Origin of the sequence: Sphingomonas soli NBRC 100801 (assembly GCF_001591025.1) — a bacterium.
GTDB classification, from domain to species: Bacteria; Pseudomonadota; Alphaproteobacteria; order Sphingomonadales; family Sphingomonadaceae; genus Sphingomonas; species Sphingomonas soli.
Genome location: NZ_BCTZ01000026.1, coordinates 24,278 through 42,110 on the forward strand (window position 1 = coordinate 24,278; position 17,833 = coordinate 42,110).

The window sequence follows — 17,833 nt, forward strand, 5'->3', positions numbered from 1 at the left end:
TCACTTCGCCAGCTTTTCGATCTTATCCTGAAGCCTGGCCAGTTCCGCCTTGAGCGCAGAGACGTCATCCCCGCCGGCCGCTGGAGCTTCGGGCGTTGCTGCCGACGTATCGGGCTGGCCAGGCTTGAACGCGCTCGCCGCGGCCTCGAACATCGCCATGTTGCGCTTCGCCATTTCCGCGAAGGGCGAATTGGCGAATGCGCCCTCGATAGTCGACTTGAACTGCTCCTGGTTGCGCCGGAAGCTCTCCATCGAGGCTTCGAGATAGCCCGGTACCATCGCCTGCATCGAATCGCCGTAGAGCGAGATGAGCTGGCGCAGGAAATTCACCGGCAGCATCTGTGAACCGCGCGATTCCTCTTCCATGATGATCTGGGTCAGCACATTGTGCGTGATGTCTTCGTCGGACTTTGCGTCAACGACCTTGAAGTCGCGGCCCTCGCGCGTCATCGCCGCCAGATGGTCGAGCGTGATATAAGACGAAGTCTCGGTGTTGTAGAGACGGCGGTTCGCATACTTTTTGATGATGACCGGACCGTTGCCAGCTGCTGCTTTCTTCATGGGAACCCCGCCAATGACTGAAAGCCACCTAACATCGATTCATGCCGCATCGCAACACGGCCCGCGTCCGCTACCGCTGTTTCTTTCGTTGTTGCGCAGCGAAACCGCAACATCGCCAGCGCGCAGGCATGCCGCACTTGCCGGATTGAAGGCATATCAGGAGGCCGAGCGGCCTGCGGAGCGCGTACCGAAGCCCGCCGTGGCCGAATCGGGGCGGGCGCGCCTGCGTGATTATGGCGGTTCCGGCCCGCCGGTGGTTTTCATCCCCTCGCTGATCAACCCTCCCTTCGTGCTCGATCTGGCAGAGGGAAATTCACTGCTTGATTGGCTGGCGACGCAGGGCCTGCGTCCGCTGCTGGTCGATTGGGGCAGCCCAGGGCCTGAAGCGCGCAACGAAGGGCTGGATCACCATATCGAGCGCCTCTTGTTGCCGCTGATCGATTCGCTGGGCGAGCGGCCGCTCATCGCCGGCTATTGCCTCGGCGGAACGCTTGCTTTGACCGCAGCCGCGCTCCGCCCGGTGCGGGGCGTAGCGGCGATTGCCGCACCGTGGCGCTTCTCGCGCTACGGCGATCTCGCACGTGCAGCCATTGCGGCGCAGTGGGAAGCCGCCCAACCTGCCTGCGCAGCGCTGGGTCTTGTCCCCATGGAGGTTCTGCAGTCAGGTTTCTGGCAGCTCGACCCGGCACGCACGATCGCGAAGTATGAGCGATTTGCGGCGATGGCGCCGGGAAGTGCGCAGGCGCGCGCCTTCGTCGCGCTGGAAGACTGGGCAAATGGCGGCGCGCCGCTCACCTATGCCGTGGGCGAGCAGATGTTCGAGCGCTTTTTCGCAGCCGACCGGCCCGGGCGTGGCCGATGGTGGATCGGCGGCACGCGGATTCTGCCGCATCGGCTTTCCTGCCCCGCCACCGAATTCATCTCTGCGACCGATCGCATCGTGCCCGCCGCGAGCGCAATCAGCCTCCCCGGCAGTACAACACTTCGATCGGGGCATGTTGGCATGATCGTCGGCCGCCGAGCACAGGCCGAACTGTGGGAGCCACTCCGCGACTGGCTAATTGCCGCAGTGCACACTAAATAGCGGGCGACCAATTTCCGGAGCCGATTCCCATGTCCGATATCGTCATTACCGCCGCCAAGCGCACTCCCGTGGGCAGCTTCCTCGGCGCTTTCGGCAGCACTCCGGCACATGAGCTGGGTCGCGTCGCGATCGAGGCTGCACTGGCACAGGCGGGCGTGAAGGGCGAGGAAGTCAGCGAAGTGATCCTGGGCCAGGTGCTCACCGCCGCGCAGGGCCAGAACCCCGCGCGACAGGCGTCGATGGCCGCCGGCGTCCCCAAGGAGGTGCCGGCATGGAGCGTCCAGCAGGTTTGCGGCTCGGGGCTTCGTGCGGTCGCGCTGGCCTATCAGGCGGTGAAGACCGGTGACGCCACCATCGTTGTCGCGGGCGGCCAGGAAAGCATGTCGCTCTCCACCCATGCGCAGGCGCTGCGCGCAGGCACCAAGATGGGCGATGTCAGCCTGATCGATACGATGATCAAGGATGGCCTGACCGACGTGTTCAACGGCTATCACATGGGCATCACTGCCGAGAATCTCGCCGAGCAATATCAGGTCAGCCGTGGCGAGCAGGACGCCTTCGCGGTCGCCAGCCAGAACAAGGCCGAAGCGGCCCGGGCCTCCGGCAGGTTCAAGGACGAGATCGCGCCCGTTACGATCAAGGGTCGCAAGGGCGACACGATCGTCGATCAGGACGAATATATCCGCGCCGGTGCGACGATCGCGGGCGTCGAGGGCTTGCGCCCCGCTTTCCAGAAGGACGGCACCGTCACCGCCGCCAACGCTTCGGGGATCAATGACGGCGCCGCAGCCTTGGTCGTGATGACGCGCGAGGAAGCCGAAAAGCGTGGCGCGCCGATCCTAGCCGTGATCAAGAGCTGGGCCTCGGCCGGTGTCGATCCCTCGATCATGGGCATCGGCCCCGTCCCCGCCTCCAAGGCCGCGCTCGAAAAGGCCGGCTGGACTGTAGCCGATCTCGACCTGATCGAAGCCAATGAAGCCTTCGCCGCGCAGGCATTGTCGGTCGGCAAGGAGCTCGGCTGGGACGCTAACAAGGTCAACGTAAACGGCGGCGCCATCGCCATCGGCCACCCGATCGGCGCAAGCGGCGCGCGCGTGCTGACCACCCTCATCTACGAAATGCAGAAGCGCGACGCCAAGAAGGGCCTCGCCACGCTCTGCATCGGCGGGGGCATGGGCATCGCCATGTGTATCGCCCGCGACTGATCCGGGACTGAACCGCCCCCCTCGGGGGCTCCCTTCCGTTTCGCCGTGACCCAGGCCTTGTGTCGGGGTTCACTGCGCCTGCCGGGCGATCAGCTACTCCAAACCCGATCGAACCGGGACCCGAGCCCGGTGATCAGTTCATATTGTGACAAGCCACTCAGCGCCGCAGTCTCGGGAAGGGCGTAATCGAGCGATACCCAATCTCCTTCGCCAAGCCCCGGCATCGCGTCCACATCGATCGCAACCATGTCCATCGAGACGCGCCCGATCACCGGCATCGCAACGCCGTCCACACGCGCGGTGCCGCGTCCCGAAAAGCAGCGCAGATAGCCATCCGCATAGCCGATATTGAGGATCGCAACCTCCATGTCGCGCGGCGCGGTGAAGGTGCCGTTATAGCCTACGATCTCGCCCGCGGGCACGGTGCGACGCTGGATGATCTGCGCCTCGGGCGTGACCACTTGCCGAATTTCCGCATGCTCAGCGCGCGGCCTCCCCCCATAGAGCGCGATCCCCGGGCGCGTGACATCGAACGCATAGTCCGCCCCCAGTGCGATTCCCGCGGAATTGGCGAGGCTCATCCGCGCGCCCGGTCGCATCCCGGCAAGTGCCGCGAACACATCGCGCTGACGGCGATTGAGCGCGACGTCTTCATCCGCCGAGGCGAGGTGGCTCATCACCGTGTCTACCTCCAGCCCGTCCAGCGAGCCGATCTCCCCGGGGGCGATTCCCAGGCGGTTCATGCCGGTATCGACCATCACATCGCACGCGCGCCCCTCTCCGCCCACGCGCCAGAGCCCGATCTGCGCCTGCGAATTAAGCACGGGTCGCACATTGGGCGGTCGCTCAACCGCCATGTCCTCCTTGCGCACCCCGTGCAGCACCGAAACCGATAGGCCCAGATCGGCGATCGCCCGCGCCTCGGCCCAGTTCGCCACGAAGAAATCCCGGCATCCCGCCACCGCCAGTCGCTTGACGACCTCGCGCGCGCCGAGCCCATAGCCATTGGCCTTCACCGCCGCGCCGCAGGCGGCGCTCCCGCTCAGCTTCGTGAGGAGCTTCCAGTTGGATATGAGCGCGTCATGACTCAGGCGGAGGCGAAGGGGAGCGGTCATCCCCAGCCGGTTAGCCCGCCGCGCGCGGCGGCGCTACCGTCTCCTTCAGGCCCCACGCTGTGACCACCAGCGCCAGCGCGACCACCGCCATCGTGTACCAAAGGCCCGAATAGGGATCGCCCGTCTTCACGACGATCGACTGGCTGATGAACGGGAGGAACCCGCCGAAATATCCGGTTCCGATATGGTACGGGATCGACATGGAGGAATAACGGATCCGGGGCGGGAACATCTCGGAGAGCAAAGCCGCGACCGGACCATAGGTAGCGCCGGAAAGCGCCATCAGCACCAGAATCGCTCCCACCATGATTGCGATGCTCCGGGCGGGCGGGATGACCGGCTTCAGGTCATATCCTGCCGCCGCCAGCGCCGCGCCCAACCCTTCCGGGCTGGTGTCGCGAACGGTGGTGCCACCCACCGTCACGTCGATCGCCGATGCCTCCGCCTTAGTGTAAGCAACGCCCTTCTTCGCGAAGAATTCGAGCACGCTGCCGCATTCGTCCCTCTGCTTCGACGCGAAGGGGTCATATGCGCATTCGGGGCCCGACACGACGACGGGCGCCCGCGCCGAGGCAGCCGCGAGCGCAGGGTTGGCCTGGCTGCCGATCACCCAGAACACCGGGAAGAGCAGCACCAGCGTCAGCGCATAACCCCAGACAATCGGTTTCTTGCGCCCGATGCGATCAGACAGCGATCCGAAAAAGATGAAGAATACCAGCCCGCCCAATGCGGACCCGCCGCAGATCAGTTGCGCGGCCGTGGAATCCACATGCATCTGCTGCTGCAGGAAGGAAAGCACGGAGAACATCGCCGTGTACCAGATCACCGTGAGCCCCGCGGCGATGCCGAACAGCGCGACCAGAAGCCGCTTCCAATTGCCCGGATAAGTGAAGCTCTCGACAAAGGGGTTGCGGGCAGTCTCGCCCGCCTCCTTCATCTGCTTGAACACCGGGCTTTCCGACAGTCTCAACCGCATCCACAGCGAAATCGCCAGCAGCACGACCGAAAAGACGAACGGCGCGCGCCAGCCCCATGCATCCCACACATCGGCCAGCGCAAGCTTGAACAGCAGCACGACCATGAGGCTGAGGATGAAGCCTCCGACCACGCTCGCCTGAATGAAACTGGTGTGGAACCCGGCGCGCCCGCCGGGCGAATGCTCGGCCACGTAGATCGCAGCACCCCCATATTCCCCACCCAGCGCAAGTCCCTGTGCAATGCGCAGGAGCAGGATCAGCACCGGCGCGGCGACGCCGATGGCCGCATAGCTCGGCACCAGACCGATTCCCGCCGTCGCCAGACCCATCAGCGTGATCGTCACTAGAAACGTGTATTTGCGACCGAGCCGATCCCCCAGGAACCCGAACAGGATTGCGCCGAGCGGGCGGAACCCAAACCCCACTGCAAAGGTTGCCCACGCCAGAAGATCGCCAAGCACCGGATTGTCTGCGGGAAAGAAAGTACGCCCGAGGATGCCCGTGGTGGTCAGCGTCCCCCAGATGAAGAAATCATACCATTCGAAAATCGTGCCCAGCGAGGACGCGCCGATTACCTGCCGCATCTCCTGTGCGCTCGGCTCCTTGCCCGCAGCAGCCATCCTCGCCTCCCCTCGGCTTTTGGCGAGCTTAGCGCGTCCGAGAGAAGCAGCAAGCTGACAATCTGTTCAGCTTCAGTGCAGCAAAGCAGTAGCACACCGACAAAAGACCGGACATATGCCGGCTGAACGGGAGGCAGGGGATGCATCGCTTGAGCGCACTGGCAGGTACCGCGCTCGCTGCCTGTCCCGGCACTGCACTGGCCCAGGAAGCACCGTCGCAGGCGCCAGCCGGATCCGCTGCGACACCCAGCGATCGCGCGCAGGCCGGCATCATCACCTATCCGCCCGAGTTCTTCGCGGCGTCCAGCCCCAACACCGCTTTCGACATGATCCAGCGCATCCCAGGCTTCGGGCTCGATACCGGCAATTCCGAAGCGCGCGGTCTGGCGGGCGCGCAGGGCAATGTGCTCATCGATGGCGGGCGCCCTTCGTCCAAGACCGATAAACTGTCAGACATACTGCAGCGCATCCCGGCCACCGCCGTCGAAAGGATCGAACTGATCCGGGGCGGCGCGCCCGGCATCGACATGCAGGGACGCTCGGTGATCGCCAATGTGCTGCTCAGGAAGGCAGCGAGCACGCAGATGGTGCTGGAGACCAATATCTATCTCTATCGCGACGGCTATGCAGGCCCGCTGCTCAAGGCCCAATATTCCCGCCGCGAAGGCGACAAGCTCACCGAAGCGGCCTTCTCCGCCACCACCGACCGCACCAGCGGAACCGCGAAGGGCCAACGCACACGCTTCGATGCGGCAGGATTGCCGTTTCAGGAAGCCGATCTTGATCTGTGGGACCGCTATCGCAACGGCAGCCTGCGCGGCTCGATCCATCGCCCGGCCGGCGGCGGCAAGCTCCGCGTCAACGCGCTGATCGACTATACCAGCTTCAGCAACATGCAGGACATCACGATCCGCTCCGGCCCGGGGTTCAACGATCACAATCAGGACGTAAACCATGCATGGAGTGGCGAGCTTGGCGTCAACTGGACGAAGGCGCTTGGCCCTCGCACCGAATTGAATTTGACCGCGCTTCAGCGCGGCTCACGCGAGCGCTACGATTCGTCCAGCCGCAGCGGCAGCGGGTCCACTTCGGAATTCGACAATGATGCGCTCGGCGGCGAGAGTGTCTTGCGCGGCACGCTCAAATATCAGCAGAGCAGCCGCTGGTCGTTCGAAGGCGGCGGCGAGGCGGCGTACAACTTCCTCGATAACGCCAGCAGCTACAGCCAGAATGCCGCCGCCGTGGCATTGCCCAACGCCGAGGTGCTGGTCAGCGAATTGCGCGGCGAGGTCTTTGCGCAGGCCACATTTCGTCCCAGCGCGTCCCTGACGTTCGAAAGTGGCTTGAGGGTCGAGCAATCGACGATCCGCCAGTCGGGCGACACCGACAGATCAAAGTCGTTCGTCTATCCCAAGCCGCGCTTCCAGGCGACATGGGTGCCCGGCACGGGCCACCAGATCCGGCTGCGCGCCGAGCGATCAGTCGGGCAGCTCAATTTCGGCGACTTCTCCGCCTCTACCGAGATCAACCTGGGCACCGTCGCGGGCGGGAATGCCGATCTCGAGCCGCAAAAGCTGACCACCTACGAAGCCGTTTACGAACGCCGCTTCTGGGGCAAGGGTGCCGTGGAATTGACGCTTCAGCACGTGGATATCGAGGACGTGATCGACGTCATCCCGCTGGTTGGCGGCTTCGATGCGGTCGGGAATATCGGCAGCGGCTGGTATAATTACGCCCAAGCCCGGGTGACGCTCCCCTTCGACAAGCTGGGGATGGCCAACGCGTTGCTCTCCGCACGCTTCTCGTATCAGCAATCCCAGGTCACCGATCCGCTCACCGGCGCGCATCGCTCGCTTTCACGGGAAATTCCGTTCGGTTGCGGCATTTCGTTCAACCATGACCTGTCGGGCGGCCGCTTTTCCTATGGCTTCGAGCATGGCTGCAACATCGATCGCTTCACCGCCTACCGCGTCCGCGAGGTCCGGGCGGTCGATAATTCACCATTCGTCTCGATCTACGGGCAGTGGAAACCGAATCCGAAGATGACCGTACGCGTCGATCTGGGGAATGTGTCCAATATGCGGATCGCAAGCAGCCGCGAAGTGCATACGGGGCCGCGCGACACCAGCCCGGTCCAGTTCAGCGAGACTCGCATGTCCCGTATGGGCCAGTATCTTTTCCTGCAATTGCGGCACGTGCTCTAGCCGTACCCGCTTCGGCAGGGCCCCGCTACGCTCCCGCCGCGGTCAACCTGTCGAGTTGATCCGGTGTCAGCACGACATGCCATGCGCCGATGAGTTCGTTGAGCTGCGCCACGCTGGTCGCGCTGGCGATCGGCGCGGTCACGCCCGGCTGCGCCGCCAGCCACGCGAGCGCGATCTGCGCCAGACTCGCGCGGGTCTCTTCCGCAACCGTGTCCATCGCCCGGAGAACCGCTGCGCCGGTCCCTTCCAGCAAACCGCCCATGCGCCCGCCCCGAACGGACTGGCCGAGATCGTCGCGGGAGCGGTATTTCCCGGTCAGGAAACCCGATGCCAGCCCGTAATAGGGCACCACCCCGATATTCTCCGCCACGCATAGATCCTGCAGCACCCCTTCGAACGAGTCGCGGCTGACCAGATTATATTCCGGCTGGAGCACTCCGTAGCGCGGAAGCCCCTCGCGCCCCGCCACCTCGAGCGCCGATTGCAGCCGCCCGACCGAGAAATTCGAAGCGCCGATCGCCCGAACCTTTCCCGCATCGATCAGCCTGGCGAACGCCGCCAGCACATCCTGCTGCGGCACGCTCTCGTCGTCCTGATGCGCGAAATACAGGTCGATCGTCTCGATGCCGAGCCGCTTCAACGACGCCTCGCACGCTGCCGCCATCCGGCTGGGCGCAAGCTTCTCGCCGCCCTCGCCCGGCAGCATCCCCACCTTGGTCGCCACCTGCACTTTTTTGCCCGAGTTCCGCAGCCACTCGCCGATCAGCGTCTCGGATTCGCCGCCTTTGTGGCCCGGCACCCAGGCCGAATAAACGTCGGCTGTATCGACCATCGTTCCGCCTGCATCGGTAAAGGCATCCAGCACGCGAAAGCTCGTCGCCTTGTCCGCAGTCCAGCCGAACACATTCCCGCCCAGCACCAGCGGCGGCGTCGCCAGCCCGCTTCCGCCCAAAGCGCGCGCAGCGCTCATTGCGCCTGCTCTTTATTGTCCATCGCGTTCTGGTCTATCGCCGCCGCCGCCTGATCGAGTTCCCTGTTCTCGCTGCGGCTGAGCCCGCCCGGCGGGGAATCGCTCCCGCCGCACGCGGCCAGCGCGAGCAGCAACAAGAGTGGAGCAGCGCGGATCGTCATTCCATGATCTCGTTTGCGTCGCCACCTTCATCGGCCGGCACGGCGGCATAGCTGTTCTCGGCCGCGCCGAACGCCGCATTCTCGGCTGCGTTCACGTCGGAGACCGCCTCGCCCATCGTGTTGCTGTCGCCGCCCATCGACTCATTGGCTTCGGCTGCTTCGTTCGCGGCCTTCTTTCCGCATGCCGAAAGACCGAGCACCGCCACTGCGGCGAGCGGGAGAAGGAGTGCCTTGCGCATCGATATTCCCTTTCTTGTCCTGTCAGGCCAGCGCTAACCGACCCGCCGCTACACACGCAACCGAAACTGCCGCGTTGACCTGATATAAAGATATCTTTATATCTCTATGCGACCCATGAACCAGGCCCTCGCCATCTTCCGCGCGCTCGCGGACTCGACTCGGCTGCGTATCCTCGCGCTGCTCCGGTCGATGGAGTTGTCGGTAGGTGAGCTGGCACAGGTGCTCGGGCAGAGTCAGCCGCGCGTGAGCCGCCATGTGAAGATCCTGTGCGACGCAGGGGTGGCCGAGCGCCGTAAGGAAGGCAGTTGGGTGTTCGTGGCGCTGGGCGCGGAAGCAAAGGTCAAGCCTATCCTTGCAGCACTGGATAGCTGGGGCGAGGCCGATCACTGGACCGTCGCCGACGAAGCGCGTCTGGCCGCGGTCCGGGCCGATCGCGCCGCCGCGGCCGCCGAATGGTTCGAGGCCAATGCCGGCGAATGGGATGCGATCCGTTCGCTCCACGTGGCTGACAGCGAAGTGGAGGCCGCGATGGCCCGCGCGCTCGGCGATTCCCCGCTCGGCCGCCTGATCGATATCGGCACGGGCACGGGCCGCATGCTCGAATTGTTCGCGCCCCAGGCCAGCCACGCGCTCGGCATCGATCGATCGTCGGAAATGCTCCGCCTCGCCCGCGCCAAACTTTCGGAGCGTGGCCTGCCTAAGACCGAATTGCGCCAGGCCGATCTTTACGCCTTGCCGCTGGACGATAGCGCCGCCGATGTCGCGATCCTCCACCATGTCCTGCATTTCGCGCAGCAGCCCGGCGCCGCGATAGGTGAGGCCGCGCGGGTGCTGGCCCCCGGCGGCCGACTGCTCGTCGCCGATTTCGCCCCACATGAGCGCGAAGAACTGCGCCAGCGCGACGCCCATACCCGTCTCGGCTTCTCCGATGCACAGATGCTCGGCTGGTTCGAGGCGCACGGCCTCGCTCCGGTGCAGGTCGAAACGCTCGAGGGCGGCGAACTTACAGTGAAACTATGGTTGGGCCGGAAAACCGGCGTGCGTGACAAGGAAGTGAAAGCGGCATGAGTGACGTAAACCCGCTGGGCGGACCGCTATTTGCGGATGTGGCCGGCGATATCGATCTGTCGTTCGAGTTCTTTCCGCCCAAGACCGAGAAGATGGAGGAAACGCTCTGGGAATCGATCCAGACGCTCTCGCCGCTCGGCCCACGTTTCGTCTCGGTCACCTATGGCGCAGGCGGTTCGACGCGTGAGCGCACGCACAACACCGTCGCGCGCATCGCGAAGGAAACCGGCATCCCCGCCGCCGCCCACCTTACCTGTGTCGAGGCGACGCGGGAGGAGATCGACGCGGTCGCCAATGCCTATTGGGAAGCGGGCGTACGTCATATCGTGGCGCTGCGCGGCGATCCGCCCCGCGCAGGTGAGAAATATGCGACGCATCCCGGCGGCTATGAAAATGCCGCCGATCTGGTCGCGGGTCTGCTGAAGCTGCACCCGTTCGAAATCTCGGTCGCAGCCTATCCCGAATGCCATCCAGATTCGCCCGACGCGGCGTCTGACCTCGACAATCTCAAGGCCAAGATCGACGCAGGCGCAACCCGCGCGATCACCCAGTTCTTCTTCGAACCGGACACCTTCTTCCGCTTCCGCGATGATGCCGCAAAGGCCGGGATCAGCGCAGAGATCGTTCCCGGCATCATGCCGGTGATGAGCTTTGCCGCGGTCAAGAAGATGTCGGCGATGTGCAACACCGATGTTCCGGCATGGATGGAGCGGCTGTTCGACGGGCTCGACGATCACCCCGCCGCCCGCCAGCTTGTCTCCGCCACCCTCGCCGCCGAATTATGCCGCAAGCTTTATGCCGGCGGCGTGCGCCAGTTCCACTTCTACACGCTGAACCGTGCCGAACTGAGCTACGCCATCGCCCACCTGCTGGGCGTCCGGCCAAAGGCATAACCCCTGCCCGTCATCCCCGCGAAAGCGGGGAGCCAGGGTAGCAAGCGGAGCCGTAAGTGGCTCTGGGTCGCCGCGTTCGCGGGGATGACGATAAGGACTGAATATGACGCCTCGTGAATCTTTGCTGGCTGAAGCCGCCAAGCGCATCCTGATCACCGACGGTGCCTTCGGCACCGAGATCCAGAACTGGAAGCTCACCGAAGAGGCCTATGCCGGCGATTTCGGCCTCAGCCACGATCAGAAGGGCAACAACGATATCCTCGCGCTGACTAAGCCAGAGGTGCCCGCATCGATCCACCGCGCCTATTTCGAGGCGGGGGCAGACATTGCCGAGACCAACACCTTCTCCGCCAATCGGATCAGCCAGGCCGATTATGGCGCCGAGCATCTGGTGCGTGAGATCAACGTCGAAAGCGCGAAGCTCGCCCGTTCGATTGCTGACGAGTTTCAGGCCGAGGATGGCCGCCCCCGCTTCGTCGCGGGCGCGCTGGGCCCGACCAACAAGACGCTGTCGCTCAGCCCCGACGTCAACGATCCCGGCTATCGCGAGATCGATTTCGATTATCTGAAGGACGTGTACCGCGAGCAGATCGACGCTCTGGTCGAAGGCGGCGTGGATTTCATCCTGATCGAAACCGTGTTCGACACGCTCAATGCCAAGGCGGGGATCATGGCCGCGATCGAGGCGGGCAACGATCTCGGCCGCGATCTGCCGATCATGCTGTCGATGACCCTCACCGACCTGTCCGGCCGCAACCTTTCCGGCCACACGGTCGAGGCATTCTGGCACGCCGTCCGCCACGCAAAGCCGGTCACGATCGGGCTCAATTGCTCGTTCGGCGCGGAGCAGCTTCGTCCGCATGTGAAGACGCTCTCCGCGCTCTGCGACACGCTGATCATGGTCTATCCGAATGCCGGCCTGCCGAACGAACTGGGCGCCTATGACGAAGCGCCGTTGACCACCGCCGGTCTCGTCAAGGAATGGGCGGATGCCGGTCAGGTCAACGTACTCGGCGGCTGTTGCGGCTCGACGCCCGCGCATATCAAGGCAATTGCAGACGCCGTAGCGGGCCTCTCGCCCCGCGCCATCCCTACCCCCGAAGTCCGCACGCGCCTCGCGGGCCTCGAACCATTCACCATGGCGGCCTAGCCGTCGTCCCAGCGAAAGCTGGGATCGCGTGCCGCAAGGGCACATCCGGATTTGAAAGATCCCAGCTTCCGCTGGGATGACGGGAATTGAAGTGACCAAGACCGCCTCCTCCACCGCCTTCGTCAATATCGGCGAGCGCACCAACGTCACCGGCTCGGCACGGTTCAAGAAGCTGATCATGGCGGGCGATTATGCCGCCGCGGTCGAAGTCGCGCTTCAGCAGGTGGAAGCCGGCGCGCAGGTGCTCGACGTCAACATGGACGAAGGCCTGCTCGACGCGCATGAGGCGATGACGACCTTCCTCAAGCTCATCCAGGCCGAGCCCGATATTGCGCGCATCCCGGTGATGGTTGATTCATCCAAATGGGACGTGATCGAAGCGGGGCTGAAGTGCGTTTCCGGCAAGCCGATCGTCAATTCGATCAGCATGAAGGAGGGCGAGGCCCAGTTCCTCGAACATGCCCGCAAGTGCATGGCCTATGGCGCCGCCGTGGTCGTCATGGCGTTTGACGAGGTGGGTCAGGCCGATACCAAGGATCGCAAGGTCGAGATTTGCGAGCGCGCGTACAAGCTGCTCACCGGCATCGGCTTCCCCCCCGAAGACATCATCTTCGATCCCAACGTCTTCGCGGTCGCAACCGGCATCGAAGAGCATAACAATTACGGCGTGGATTTCATCGAGGCCTGCCGTGAGATCAAGGCGCGCTGCCCCCACGTCCACATCTCGGGGGGGCTCTCGAACCTTAGCTTCTCCTTCCGCGGCAACGAGCCGGTTCGCCGCGCGATGCATTCGGTGTTCCTCTACCACGCCATTCCGGCGGGGATGGACATGGCGATCGTCAACGCGGGGCAACTCGACGTCTATGACCAGATCGAGCCGGAACTTCGCACTGCGGTCGAAGACGTCATCCTCAATCGCGATCCCGAAGCCGGCGAGCGGCTCGTCGCTCTGGCCGAACGCTATCGCGGCACCGATGCCGTGGCGGAGAAGCAGGCAGCGGAATGGCGCGGCTGGAATGTGACCAAGCGGCTCGAGCATGCCCTGGTAAAGGGAATCGACCAATATGTGGTCGAGGATACCGAGGAAGCCCGCCTCCAATATGACCGCCCGATCGAGGTGATCGAAGGCCCGCTGATGGACGGCATGAACGTCGTCGGCGACCTGTTCGGATCGGGAAAGATGTTCCTGCCCCAGGTCGTGAAGTCCGCCCGGGTGATGAAAAAGGCGGTCGCCCATCTGCTCCCCTTCATCGAGGCCGCCAAGGAGCCCGGCGCGAAGGGCAAGGGCAAGGTCGTGATGGCCACCGTCAAGGGCGACGTCCACGATATCGGCAAGAACATCGTCGGCGTCGTGCTTCAGTGCAACGGCTTCGAAGTCGTCGATCTCGGCGTAATGGTGCCGTGGACCAGGATCCTCGAATCCGCGATCGAGAATGACGCCGACATGATCGGCCTCTCCGGTCTCATCACGCCCTCGCTCGACGAGATGGTGACGGTTGCCGAGGAGATGCAGCGCGCGAACATGACCATGCCGCTGCTCATCGGCGGCGCGACCACGAGCCGCGTCCACACCGCGCTGCGCATCGAGCCCGCTTATGATGGTCCCGTCGTCCATGTCCTCGACGCCAGCCGCGCCGTCGGCGTCGCCACCACGCTCGTCTCCGACACGATCCGCGACGATTACGTCGCCAAGGTTGCCGCCGAATATGAGCAGGTGCGCCAGGCCCGAGCCGGCCGTGGCCAGAGCGAGCTCGTCCCCCTCGACAAAGCCCGCGACAACGCCTTCGAAGCCGATATGTCGCTCAAGCCCGGCAAGCCCCGCATGCCCGGCGTTCACAGCTTCCCCGATTGGGACCTGAAGGACCTGCGCGACTATATCGACTGGACCCCTTTCTTCCGTGCCTGGGAACTGGCTGGCAATTATCCGGCGATCCTTGAGGACAAGATCGTCGGCGAAAGCGCCACTTCGCTGTTCAACGATGCGCAGGCGATGCTCGACAGGATCATTGAGGAGAAATGGCTCACCGCACGCGGCGTCGCCGGGCTCTGGCCGTGCCGGCGCAAGGGCGACGACATTATCGTCCATGTCGAGGACGAAAAGCATGTCACCCTGCCGATGCTGCGCCAGCAGATCCAGAAGCGCGAAGGCCGCGCGAATATGTGCCTCGCCGATTTCATCGATCCGCAGGGCGACTGGATCGGCGGCTTCGCGGTCGGCATCCACGGGATCGAGCCGCACCTTGCGCGCTTCAAGAACGCGATCGATGATTATTCGGACATCCTGCTGAGGGCGCTCGCCGATCGCCTCGCCGAGGCCTTTGCCGAGCGGCTTCACAAGTTCGTTCGCACCGCCTTGTGGGGCTATGCAGAAGGGGAGCAGCTCACCAACGAAGCGCTGATCAAGGAGCAATATCGCGGCATCCGCCCCGCCCCCGGCTATCCCGCCTGTCCCGAGCACAGCCTCAAGCCGCTCCTGTTCAAGATGCTCGACGCGCACCAGCGCACCGGCATCTCGCTGACCGAAAGCTTCGCGATGCTGCCGACCGCGGCAGTCTCCGGCTTTTACTTCGGGCATCCCCAGGCCGAATATTTCGGCGTCGCCCGCATCGGCGAGGATCAGGTAGCGGATTATGCGGCGCGACGCGGGGTCGATCTGGACCTGGCGAAACGCTACCTGCGCCCGAACCTCGACTGAGCAGAGGCTTGATTCAATCCGGGTGCCCGAGGCGGCGCACCGAGCCCAGATCCTCGATGGAGAAGGGCTCGGCCAGAAGAACCCCGGCCAGCCGGCCATTTACCCAGCGCACCGTGCCACGCCGCTCGACGCCCGAGCACATCGTCACCTTCACGCGAAGGCCGGGCACGAACCCGCCGTCATGCTCCAGTTTCATGCCCGCCTGGGAAACGTCGCTGACCGTCGCCGCGCGAAGCCCGATTTCGCTATAGACTGCTGCCGGGATCATCGTCTTCAGCCGTGGCGGCCGCGCCATATGGCCCCGCGCCTCACGCGCGGATTCGGCGAGCACCCGCAGCGAATCGACCGGTTCTTCGAAGCGCAGGCCGCAATCATTGCCGTTGATCCAGACGACCTGGCCCTGCAAGACAACCTCCGGGGAAAGTTCGACGCGCAGCACGTCATTCAGGTCGATGGCCAGGCCGAGCTCAAGCTTCATCCCGCCATCGGATATGTTGCGCACCCGCGCGAGACCTTCATCCCTGCGATCATCCCGGCGGAGCAAGACCCGCGCGATCCGATAGACCACCCGAATCCGCGCCAGACGGCGGCGCTCCTTCCTTACCGGATGGTCATCAGCCTCAGGCTTCGAAGTTGCATCTGCCATGCTCGTCCCTCGCGAACATAATGATGATCGCTTCACGATAAAATAAAAGCTGCTGTAAATACCGATAAGGTTCTCGGCATTTATACGGATAAGAAGACGTTCACTCTAATTTTAGCGACAATCAGACCAAGCCCGAATGCAGAGATCGTCATTTTTATAGGATGACGATATTGCAATCATGCATGGCATCAAATCGATTTGATCCACGTATAAACTATAGGTGAAATCAATATGCTCCCTCCCTCAAGATTTGCGGGTAGAGACGATCTGGCGACGGCCAAAATGCACAAAGGGAAACAACCTGGCTTCCCAGGGGTCTTATCGTCCGAACTAGTTGTTTTTCTCGATGGTCTTATCCTGTAGATTTGCAAAATATTCCGGGGCTGCAACGGTGCGACATCGGCTTGATGTCCAGGCAGTGTTCGGGCGGGGCGCAGCGCATGGACTTGAAGCGCAAGACAGCGGCGGATCGATCGTGACGGCACCCTCGCGACGCGTCATCCTGGCGGACGATCATAATGTCGTGCGGCGCGGGGTAAGGACACTGCTGGAGGCCAGGCCCAATCTATACGTCGTGGCGGAAGCCTCGAACGGGCGCGATGCGCTGGAACTGGCCCGCGTCAACAAGCCCGACATCGCCGTCATCGATTATTCCCTGCCCGAATTGAACGGGCTGGACCTCACCATCGCCCTGAAACGCGAGCTGCCGCGCATCGAAGTGCTGATCTACACGATGTACGACCGGGAGGATTTGGTGCTCAACGTGCTGCGCGCCGGCGCGCGGGGTTATGTGCTGAAATCCGATCCGGAGTCCGATCTGCTCGGTGCGGTGGATGCGCTTTCGGTGCACCGTCCCTATTTCTCGGGTGCCATCTCGGAGACGTTGCTCGAGCGATTCCTGGATGCGTCACCAAATCCTTCGACAACGTTGACACATCGCGAGCGCGAAGTCGTACAGCTCATTGCCGAGGGCAAGATCAACAAGGAAATCAGCCGGGTCCTCAACATCAGCGTGAAGACCGTGGAGACGCACCGCGCATCGGCGATGCACAAGCTGAAATTGCGCACCACCGCCGAACTGGTCCGCTACGCTGTGCGCAACAACATCATCGAAGCCTGATCGGTCAGGGGCACAGGGTCGGCTCCCTACCAGGCTTGCCGCGGAAAGCTGGCCGCAACGATCGTCCCGCGCCTACCCGTGCGATTGTGCACCACGACGCGCGCGCCAAGTTCGTGCGCGCGGGACGTCATGCCGGGGATGCCTAGGCCGGAACCGAGCGGCGGCAGGCTTCCCTTACTCTGCGCCAGATCAAGGCCCACCCCGTCATCCACCACCGCGACGATCACATTGCCGTGCCGCTCGATCAGTCGCACCCGCGCGCGCAAGGCGCTGGCATGCTTCTGGATGTTGCTCAGCGCCTCCTGCACGAGCCGGTATATTGCCGCGTCCGCTGCGCAGGCGCGCTGCGGCACCGTTCCGTAAGCAGCCACCCTGATATCGATTCCCGAGCGCGCCGCGACGGTCGCGCATAATGCATGCAGCGCGCGCTTCAGCCCTAGTTGCTCGAGCAATGGCGGGTAGAGCATGTAGGTGAGGATCCGCAGGTCCCCCTGATACTGGTCCACCAGCCCGGATAGGTCGGCGGCGGTCGCGATCACCGCCGGATCGCGGCTCTTCAGCCGAAGTTGCGCCAACCCCAGCCTGATCCCCACCAGGTATTGGGCGGCACCGTCATGAAGCTCGCGCGCGATACGCTCGCGTTCGTCGTCGCGGATGCTGACCAGCGAAGAGCGCGCGTTGGCCAGCTTGCCCTCCAGCCGCAGCCGGTCGCGGCGCAGCTGGAACAATTCGGTCAGGTCGAGCCGCGAAAACACCGCGAAGCGCTCGCCCCTAGCGGTGAATGCGGTGACGACAAGCTTTCGGCGTTCTTGGCGAACCTTGTATGTCCGCGAGAAATGCTCGGCCCCGCCGTCGATCGCGCGCACCGCCTCCAGCGCAACGACAGCTTCGGGCGCACCCCAGCCTGCGCACAACTCGCAATAGCGCTTGAAGCTCTGTCCCTGGGCAAACTCGAGTTCATTGCCGCGGCGCGCCTGCAGGCCAAACCAGTCGCTATCGCCCTCGATGATCCGCCATTCGCCATCGAGGACAAGCACCGTGGCTTCCATCGCCCCCATCCGGGGCACCAACTCGTCACTCTCATCTCCAGGGACACGGCTGCGGCGATGCGCGCGCACGGGCCT

The 17,833-nt window shown here is 63.9% G+C and carries 16 protein-coding genes; 8 read left to right on the forward strand and 8 right to left on the reverse strand.

Going from position 1 to position 17,833, the window contains the following annotated elements; all coding sequences use genetic code 11:
- Complete coding sequence (gene phaR / locus SSO01S_RS16360; RefSeq protein ID WP_066801259.1) at positions 1–561, reverse strand: polyhydroxyalkanoate synthesis repressor PhaR; 561 nt, start codon at positions 559–561, stop codon at positions 1–3.
- A gap of 13 nt (positions 562–574) precedes the next feature.
- On the opposite strand from phaR, the gene SSO01S_RS16365 reads away from it, so the two are divergent.
- On the forward strand, positions 575–1,645 hold the full coding sequence (locus SSO01S_RS16365; RefSeq protein ID WP_157073830.1) for an alpha/beta hydrolase: 1,071 nt from the start codon (positions 575–577) through the stop codon (positions 1,643–1,645).
- A 29-nt stretch (positions 1,646–1,674) separates the two neighbouring features.
- The gene (locus tag SSO01S_RS16370) at positions 1,675–2,850 is read left to right on the forward strand and encodes an acetyl-CoA C-acetyltransferase (RefSeq protein ID WP_066801267.1); all 1,176 of its coding nucleotides are present in this window, start codon (positions 1,675–1,677) and stop codon (positions 2,848–2,850) included.
- An 89-nt stretch (positions 2,851–2,939) separates the two neighbouring features.
- On the opposite strand, the gene alr is transcribed toward SSO01S_RS16370, so the two are convergent.
- Both alr and SSO01S_RS16380 read right to left on the reverse strand, forming a co-directional pair.
- Entirely contained in the window at positions 2,940–3,965 is a 1,026-nt protein-coding gene (alr, locus tag SSO01S_RS16375; protein ID WP_066801270.1) for an alanine racemase, read from the reverse strand.
- Between the two features lie 10 nt (positions 3,966–3,975).
- Positions 3,976–5,562 (reverse strand): MFS transporter, encoded by a 1,587-nt coding sequence (locus SSO01S_RS16380; RefSeq protein ID WP_066801273.1) that lies wholly within the window; start codon positions 5,560–5,562, stop codon positions 3,976–3,978.
- A gap of 140 nt (positions 5,563–5,702) precedes the next feature.
- Here SSO01S_RS16380 and SSO01S_RS16385 point away from each other — a divergent pair, with 140 nt between their 5' ends.
- Entirely contained in the window at positions 5,703–7,766 is a 2,064-nt protein-coding gene (locus tag SSO01S_RS16385; protein ID WP_245646866.1) for a TonB-dependent receptor plug domain-containing protein, read from the forward strand.
- Positions 7,767–7,791: 25 nt separating this feature from the next.
- Here the strand turns inward: SSO01S_RS16385 and SSO01S_RS16390 are convergent, their stop codons facing one another.
- Genes SSO01S_RS16390 through SSO01S_RS16395 form a run of 3 tightly spaced genes read right to left on the reverse strand, consistent with a single transcriptional unit; the run spans position 7,792 to position 9,136 of the window.
- Entirely contained in the window at positions 7,792–8,736 is a 945-nt protein-coding gene (locus SSO01S_RS16390; RefSeq protein ID WP_066801276.1) for an aldo/keto reductase, read from the reverse strand.
- The gene (locus SSO01S_RS17655) at positions 8,733–8,897 is read right to left on the reverse strand and encodes a hypothetical protein (RefSeq protein WP_157073831.1); all 165 of its coding nucleotides are present in this window, start codon (positions 8,895–8,897) and stop codon (positions 8,733–8,735) included. Before SSO01S_RS17655 ends, SSO01S_RS16390 begins: the two co-directional genes overlap by 4 nt.
- The gene (locus SSO01S_RS16395) at positions 8,894–9,136 is read right to left on the reverse strand and encodes a hypothetical protein (protein ID WP_066801279.1); all 243 of its coding nucleotides are present in this window, start codon (positions 9,134–9,136) and stop codon (positions 8,894–8,896) included. The genes SSO01S_RS17655 and SSO01S_RS16395 overlap by 4 nt, the downstream gene beginning before the upstream one ends.
- Positions 9,137–9,251: 115 nt before the next feature.
- Here SSO01S_RS16395 and SSO01S_RS16400 point away from each other — a divergent pair, with 115 nt between their 5' ends.
- The 4 genes from SSO01S_RS16400 to metH all read left to right on the forward strand — a co-directional run bounded on the left by SSO01S_RS16400 (position 9,252) and on the right by metH (position 14,943).
- Entirely contained in the window at positions 9,252–10,205 is a 954-nt protein-coding gene (locus SSO01S_RS16400) for an ArsR/SmtB family transcription factor (RefSeq protein ID WP_066801281.1), read from the forward strand.
- On the forward strand, positions 10,202–11,098 hold the full coding sequence (gene metF / locus SSO01S_RS16405; RefSeq protein ID WP_066801285.1) for a methylenetetrahydrofolate reductase: 897 nt from the start codon (positions 10,202–10,204) through the stop codon (positions 11,096–11,098). The genes SSO01S_RS16400 and metF overlap by 4 nt, the downstream gene beginning before the upstream one ends.
- A gap of 103 nt (positions 11,099–11,201) precedes the next feature.
- On the forward strand, positions 11,202–12,248 hold the full coding sequence (locus SSO01S_RS16410; RefSeq protein WP_066801287.1) for a homocysteine S-methyltransferase family protein: 1,047 nt from the start codon (positions 11,202–11,204) through the stop codon (positions 12,246–12,248).
- A gap of 76 nt (positions 12,249–12,324) precedes the next feature.
- The gene (gene metH / locus SSO01S_RS16415; protein WP_066801289.1) at positions 12,325–14,943 is read left to right on the forward strand and encodes a methionine synthase; all 2,619 of its coding nucleotides are present in this window, start codon (positions 12,325–12,327) and stop codon (positions 14,941–14,943) included.
- A gap of 13 nt (positions 14,944–14,956) precedes the next feature.
- On the opposite strand, the gene SSO01S_RS16420 is transcribed toward metH, so the two are convergent.
- Positions 14,957–15,589 carry a PilZ domain-containing protein gene (locus tag SSO01S_RS16420; protein ID WP_083943211.1) on the reverse strand — a complete coding sequence of 211 codons (633 nt, stop codon included), beginning with the start codon at positions 15,587–15,589 and terminating at the stop codon, positions 14,957–14,959.
- Between the two features lie 475 nt (positions 15,590–16,064).
- On the opposite strand from SSO01S_RS16420, the gene SSO01S_RS16425 reads away from it, so the two are divergent.
- A complete protein-coding gene (locus SSO01S_RS16425; RefSeq protein ID WP_066801368.1) occupies positions 16,065–16,709 on the forward strand; it encodes a response regulator in 645 nt (214 codons plus the stop codon).
- Between the two features lie 26 nt (positions 16,710–16,735).
- Here the strand turns inward: SSO01S_RS16425 and SSO01S_RS16430 are convergent, their stop codons facing one another.
- Entirely contained in the window at positions 16,736–17,758 is a 1,023-nt protein-coding gene (locus tag SSO01S_RS16430; RefSeq protein ID WP_169798375.1) for a sensor histidine kinase, read from the reverse strand.
- Positions 17,759–17,833 lie beyond the last annotated feature (75 nt).

What these genes read in the sequence shown, in the direction of transcription:
- SSO01S_RS16370 (WP_066801267.1), top strand. Translation starts at nt 1,675, where the DNA reads ATGTCCGATATCGTCATTACCGCCGCCAAGCGCACTCCCGTGGGCAGC.
- metF (WP_066801285.1), top strand. Translation starts at nt 10,202, where the DNA reads ATGAGTGACGTAAACCCGCTGGGCGGACCGCTATTTGCGGATGTGGCC.
- SSO01S_RS16365 (WP_157073830.1), top strand. Translation starts at nt 575, where the DNA reads ATGACTGAAAGCCACCTAACATCGATTCATGCCGCATCGCAACACGGC.
- SSO01S_RS16390 (WP_066801276.1), bottom strand. Translation starts at nt 8,736, where the DNA reads ATGAGCGCTGCGCGCGCTTTGGGCGGAAGCGGGCTGGCGACGCCGCCG.
- phaR (WP_066801259.1), bottom strand. Translation starts at nt 561, where the DNA reads ATGAAGAAAGCAGCAGCTGGCAACGGTCCGGTCATCATCAAAAAGTAT.
- SSO01S_RS16400 (WP_066801281.1), top strand. Translation starts at nt 9,252, where the DNA reads ATGAACCAGGCCCTCGCCATCTTCCGCGCGCTCGCGGACTCGACTCGG.
- SSO01S_RS16385 (WP_245646866.1), top strand. Translation starts at nt 5,703, where the DNA reads ATGCATCGCTTGAGCGCACTGGCAGGTACCGCGCTCGCTGCCTGTCCC.
- metH (WP_066801289.1), top strand. Translation starts at nt 12,325, where the DNA reads ATGACGGGAATTGAAGTGACCAAGACCGCCTCCTCCACCGCCTTCGTC.
- alr (WP_066801270.1), bottom strand. Translation starts at nt 3,965, where the DNA reads ATGACCGCTCCCCTTCGCCTCCGCCTGAGTCATGACGCGCTCATATCC.
- SSO01S_RS16380 (WP_066801273.1), bottom strand. Translation starts at nt 5,562, where the DNA reads ATGGCTGCTGCGGGCAAGGAGCCGAGCGCACAGGAGATGCGGCAGGTA.
- SSO01S_RS16420 (WP_083943211.1), bottom strand. Translation starts at nt 15,589, where the DNA reads ATGGCAGATGCAACTTCGAAGCCTGAGGCTGATGACCATCCGGTAAGG.
- SSO01S_RS16410 (WP_066801287.1), top strand. Translation starts at nt 11,202, where the DNA reads ATGACGCCTCGTGAATCTTTGCTGGCTGAAGCCGCCAAGCGCATCCTG.
- SSO01S_RS16430 (WP_169798375.1), bottom strand. Translation starts at nt 17,758, where the DNA reads ATGGAAGCCACGGTGCTTGTCCTCGATGGCGAATGGCGGATCATCGAG.
- SSO01S_RS17655 (WP_157073831.1), bottom strand. Translation starts at nt 8,897, where the DNA reads ATGACGATCCGCGCTGCTCCACTCTTGTTGCTGCTCGCGCTGGCCGCG.
- SSO01S_RS16395 (WP_066801279.1), bottom strand. Translation starts at nt 9,136, where the DNA reads ATGCGCAAGGCACTCCTTCTCCCGCTCGCCGCAGTGGCGGTGCTCGGT.